The sequence below is a fragment of the Paraburkholderia madseniana genome, assembly GCF_009690905.1.
Taxonomy (GTDB): domain Bacteria; phylum Pseudomonadota; class Gammaproteobacteria; order Burkholderiales; family Burkholderiaceae; genus Paraburkholderia; species Paraburkholderia madseniana.
The window spans coordinates 1-5358 of sequence record NZ_VOSW01000206.1 but is presented as its reverse complement, the minus strand read 5'-3'; the positions used below and the strand labels follow the sequence as shown (position 1 = coordinate 5358).

The following is a 5358-nucleotide window of genomic DNA, read 5'->3' as shown; positions in this document are numbered from 1 at the left end:
TTATTCCCCCCAGCAAGGAATACATAGTTCTGTAACGCTGAGCGGAATTCACTTCGAACACCCCTCTTGAAGGGGTGTTTTTTTGCCTTTCAGATGTTGAAGCTATACCGTGCGATGGCATCGTATGTATAATCCGCGCCTTTTTATGTATGGCGAGAATAGCTTGCGCAGAGTTGGAGATGTAGTCGTGATCCCGCGTGTCGTCGAGGCTCCACCGCGTGGCCCGTCCCGCGATGTCGCTTTGTTCAATCCGCTGACCGACCGCTTCACATGTTTGTGACGGTCAAGGCGCGCATACATACCGATTGGACAGGCGTGTACGCGGAACTTCCGGTGGTATTGACGCCAGCGGGTATCTTGGAGCCGCTGCTCGACTACTACCTCTTTCGTAGTCACGACCGCAGCTTGGCATGGATGACCAAGGTAACCCGGTCCGTCCGGATGTTTCTTGAATACCTACAGTCCAATCCGGCGGAGCGCGATACTTATCGTCTGTTCCAGAACTTCGCCCAGAGGCTCTACACCGGCACGTTTGATCGGGCCACCGGCCTTGACCCCAGTGGCTTGTGCTGGGCGCCACGTTCACCGCGAGATGCGTCGCACATCATCACGCATCTCTCCGACTTTTTTGATTGGCTTGGGGAAGTGCGCCCTGAGACTGCCGCAGTGAATCCCCGCTATGCAGGCGGGGCTTTCGACCGGCAAACCGATGAGGCTGCATACCAGTACCGACGCAGCAAGGCGTTCCTTGGGCATATATGGGCGGCGAACTCGTCCTCCGCCCAGGCTGCATATCGCGTGCGAAGCCGACGCGCTCCGAATGTCGAAAAAGGCGATCCGCCGGCCTTCCCTGAGGAGCGCTTTGAGGAATTACTGCTGAAGGGTTTCTGCGCGGGTGGTCGTTATGACTATCGAAGCATGCTCATCACATTGCTGTTACACGGGGCGGGGTTTCGCGAATCCGAGCCTTTCCATCTCTTCATCCCCGACGTGTTTCCAGATCCAGCCAATCTGAAGCAGGCCAAGGTCCTGATTCACCATCCAAGCTACGGCTCCGCGCCTGCCGATTGGCGCGACAAACTTGGACGCCCGCGTAGAGGCAGCAGGGCGGAGTATCTCGCCCACCAGTTTGGCCTGGTGCCACGTACCGATCTGATGGATCGGCGGCACGCCGGCTGGAAGGGCGGCACCCATGACGCCGCGTACTACAAGCAAGCGTACTGGTTTCTGCCCGAGTATGGCGAGTGGTTCCTGCAACTCTGGCACCGCTATCTCGAGCAGGTCGCACGCGTCGAGCGTGGCCACCCCTTCGCCTTCATCAACCTGAACCGCGAGCCCGTCGGCGCCATGTACACGCTCACCCAGTACAACAAGGCCCATGCCGCAGCGTGCGAGCGCATCGGGCTCACGGTGAGCAAGGCGCTGGGCACAACGCCACACGGACACCGTCACGCCTACGGCCGGCGCCTTCGCAGCGCTGGCATCGACAAGACGCTCATCCGCCGCTTCATGCATCACGCCTCGCTGGAGAGCCAGGAGGTCTATACGCAGGCGAATACCCGAGAGGCACTGGCTGAGCTGGAGGCGGCCGCGCAGCGATTGCGGGACAGGCACACCGGGACACCGTCCGCGTCCGGCCTGTTGCTGCCTGGCATCGAACTCAACGACTGAGGAACCCTTATGGCCGAAAAGAAGAAAGCGTATGCGCCCAAGGCACCTGCCACTCAAGCTCGCAACGGGAAAGGAGTGAGCCGCGACACGGATACCAACTTAGGCTGGGTCGAGCGCGACTATCCGCAGCTCTCAGCCTGGCGCGCGCTAGCAGTGGAATGGTTGAAGGGAGAGACAACGAACGTGGGTGACAAACTGCTCGGGTTGGTGGCGTTCGTGGAGCGCTACCTAATCCAGCAGGGGCTACCGCTCGACCCGGCATCTTTCCTGGCGTGCACCACCGTCCTGCCTGAGTTCTACCGGACAGCCTGCCCCGATTCCCTGAAAGGTATCAAGTACAACAACTACATCCACGCCTTCCTGCACTTCGTGCTGCTGCGCGAGTTCAGCGAAATCGACGACCACGGCCGGCCGGTGGTCTCGCCGGCGTTTCGCAACCCCGTTTCCCGGATGTCCAATGGCGGTCTGCCGAAGCGCGACGAGAGCGTGCATTCGCCGCTGCCCTATGGTTACATCGACGAACTGCGGCAGATGCTCGCGGCGGGACCGCACTTCCGGGACTGGCAGTGGGCGCAGGCCGCCTTGGGCGTGGAAATCGGCCAGCGTGGGCGCGGTGCACCCGACTGGTTCGAAGTGGCCAAGGCACAGATAGACCGGAACGACCCGGACTGCGTGTGGCGCGAGCGGCCCCTCAAGAACGGAACTCGCCTGGAGATGTGGAGCCCGGTGCGGTGGGTTGCCCTGCTCGTGAAGCTCATCCTGCCGCTGCGCACCTTCCAGGTCCGCATGCTTGATTCGGGTGAAGCCGATACCTGGCGCTACGCGGCGGGCAACTGGTCATTGAATCCGAGCCGGCTCGCTCAGGGCAGTGAACGCCAGCCGCTGCAACAGGGCGTGTTTCGCCGCAATGACCCGCTCGCCGACGTCGGGGCGGTCTCGACAGTGCTCTACATCAACACCAACAAGACCGCCGACATCACCAAGTCCGGTTCCGAGAAGGGCTACGTGCTGCCGTGGTCCTTTGGCGGGCCGGTGCATCAGGATGTCTTCTACTGGCTGGAGAAGCTGCGCAACTGGCAGGCGAAGTACAACCCCGTCTCGCGGCGGACGTCCTGGACGGAACTCGATGGTCGTCACATGAAGGCAAAGAGCGAGGTGCAACTGGCGGGCTACCCGGATACCTGCTTCCTCTTCAGGATACCGGAGGCGGGAGACGGCGAACGTCATCGGCCTATCCGGAACAGGGGGCTGGACAGCTGCTGGTTCTCGCTGCTGGAAGCACTGGAACTGCGGCTGGCCGACCGAGGTGAAACCCATCACAACGGAGCGGCGATACGTTTCCTCCCGCCGCCGGAAGAACAGAACAATGGACTGACGACCCTCTTCCCCCTGCACAGCCTGCGCGTATCCCTCATCACCGCGCTGGCGCTCGAAGGCCAGGTGCCGTTCCCTATCCTGCAGAAACTCGTCGGCCACAGCCGCCTGCTGATGACCCTCTACTACACCAAGCCCGGCGCGACGCACATCCGCGACGTGCTGCTCGGTGCAGCGGAGCGGCTGGAAATGAACAAAGAGGCGAGCATCCAAAACTTCCTGCTCGACACCGAGCACGACGAGTTGCTGCAAAAGGCCATCTGTAACAGCGTGCCCATCCTCGCCGCCGCCGTCCCGCAGCATCCGGCCGCGCGCAACCCGGCGGGCTGGATGCCCATGCACCACGGCCTGTGTCTCGTCGGCGGCAACACCAGCGAGGTCGAGGATAACAGTGTTGTGGGTGGCTGCTACAACGGCGGCTCGAACATTGGCTCACTCTCGGCTCCCAAGTATGGACCTGTTCCGGGCGGCAGCCGCAACTGCGTGCGCTGCCGCTGGTTCGTGACCGAGCCGCACCACCTACCGGCGCTCGTTGCCCAGTTCAACACGCTCGCCTATCACTTCGACGAGGCGCGCAACGCCTGTCTCGCGCACGAGAACACGCTGCAAGACCTAAAGAGGCAAAAGGCGGACGCCGAGGATGCTGGCCAGCCATTCTCCAGGCTCGACGCCTGCCGGCAGGCTGAGCGGGTGTGGGAGAGCGCCATAAAGCGCTTCAGCGACCTCGCCGAAGACCTGGTGGCCTGCTGGCGTCTCATCGAACGCTGCAAGGCGGCGCTCGACGCGCCGCAAGGCTCCGGCACGGAGTTGGTGGCCGCCGGCACGGGGGGCGACGTACAGGTCGCCTTCGAGGAAACGGAGTCGGAGCTGCTGCAACTTGCGGGCGTCTGCGAAAACGTCGAGGTCTACCCCGACCTCGAACCGGGAAAGGCGGTGTTCCGCCGTAGCCAGTTGCTCGACGCGGTGCTCTACCGCGACGACCTGCCGCCCGTGTTCATGCTGTTGAGTGAACAGGAGCAACTGCTCGCCGGCAACGCCTTCCTGCGCCGCCTTGCCCAGCAGATGAACCCGGAGAATCCCGCGTTGGGCCAGCGCCAAGTCATTCGCCTGATGGATGCAGGCTTGAGCCTCAGCCAGCACTTCGACCTAGACCTCACCTCACTTCTGCCTCCTGCCCACCCCGCTGGACGTCAGGTCCTCTCAGGAGATGAAGCATGAATGGTGCGACCGACATCCACCCGGACGCGGTGCTGGAGTCGCTGCTCGCCAAGGGCGGGCGCTCAAACCGGCGCACAAATCTGGCAAAGATGCACGATCTCTGCCGCAGGCAGCACGAGACGGGCTCGCGCGACTTCTCTCTGCCGGCCGTCGGGCGCCTGGCAGAAGCCGAAGGCATCATGAAGGGGCGTGCCCTCTACAACGCCCAGTCGACGGACTACAAGGCACTGATTGAAGCCTGGGCCGCCTACGTCGGGCCACCCGAGCCCAAGCCGCCGAAGACGCTCGCGAGCCACGAATACCTGATGCGCATCGAGGACCCGGCGATCCGCTCCATCATGCAGGCCATCATTGCTGAGCGCGACAAGCTCAAGGCGCAGCTCAACGTGCTGAAGGCCAACACCCAGGTGACTGTGGACCGGCGCCCGCTGGGCGCGACGATCACAGCCGCGCCCGGAGCGCCGCCGGTGACCGTACTTGCCATGGCCGCGCAGCTCACGCCTTCCGAGCGCGAAGCCTTGTGGAAAGCGGTGTCAGCCGATTACCTCGAGCAACGGGGACTGCGGGAAGGCAGCCACGGCGAAATCGTCAACGCGCGCGGCCGGACAGTGTTTGAGGTGGGGTTCGCGCGGGCGATTCGAAAAGTGCTTGCGTAGGCAAAGCAAAAATTAAAGGGGAACAACATGAGTGTGGCTTATTACCTTGCCTGCATTGAATCTAGGCAGTATGTGTGGGTCGGGGCACTAGGTTCGAACTGCCAAGCAATGCCGGAAGGGCAAGCCGGCGCGATATCGCGATTTGCGCTGGCCCATCGTGGCAAGCCGCTGGTTGTGGTGAGTGATACCCATCCTATCCTTGATGATGGCAAGGAGTGGGAGGCGTCGCTTGGGGAATAACAGGCTCAAAGGGAACGCCACCAAACCCCCTGACGTACGAATTACGCAATAGGAAAAGCGCCAGCGTAATGGCTGGCGCTTGGAAGTTTCGGTGTATTACGATGTATTTATACATCGCAAGGCGTTGATGCTTAAAACACCGCCCTTACTGAATCCCCGGCCACTTGCTCGCGAACTATGTACCGTTAAGGTATAAGAC

At 62.1% G+C, this 5358-nt stretch carries 3 protein-coding genes; all 3 read left to right on the top strand.

Annotation, left to right across the window (positions count from 1 at the left end; all coding sequences use genetic code 11):
• The first annotated feature begins 270 nt into the window (after positions 1–270).
• Genes gmtY through gmtX form a run of 3 tightly spaced genes read left to right on the top strand, consistent with a single transcriptional unit; the run spans position 271 to position 4919 of the window.
• Positions 271–1671: a gamma-mobile-trio recombinase GmtY gene (gene gmtY / locus FSO04_RS44845; protein ID WP_154567796.1), complete on the top strand. Its 1401-nt coding sequence runs from the start codon at positions 271–273 to the stop codon at positions 1669–1671.
• A gap of 9 nt (positions 1672–1680) precedes the next feature.
• Positions 1681–4263, top strand: coding sequence for a gamma-mobile-trio integrase GmtZ (gene gmtZ / locus FSO04_RS44840; protein WP_154567794.1), 2583 nt, complete (start codon positions 1681–1683; stop codon positions 4261–4263).
• Positions 4260–4919, top strand: coding sequence for a gamma-mobile-trio protein GmtX (gmtX, locus tag FSO04_RS44835; RefSeq protein ID WP_154567792.1), 660 nt, complete (start codon positions 4260–4262; stop codon positions 4917–4919). The genes gmtZ and gmtX overlap by 4 nt, the downstream gene beginning before the upstream one ends.
• The last annotated feature ends 439 nt before the right edge of the window (positions 4920–5358 follow it).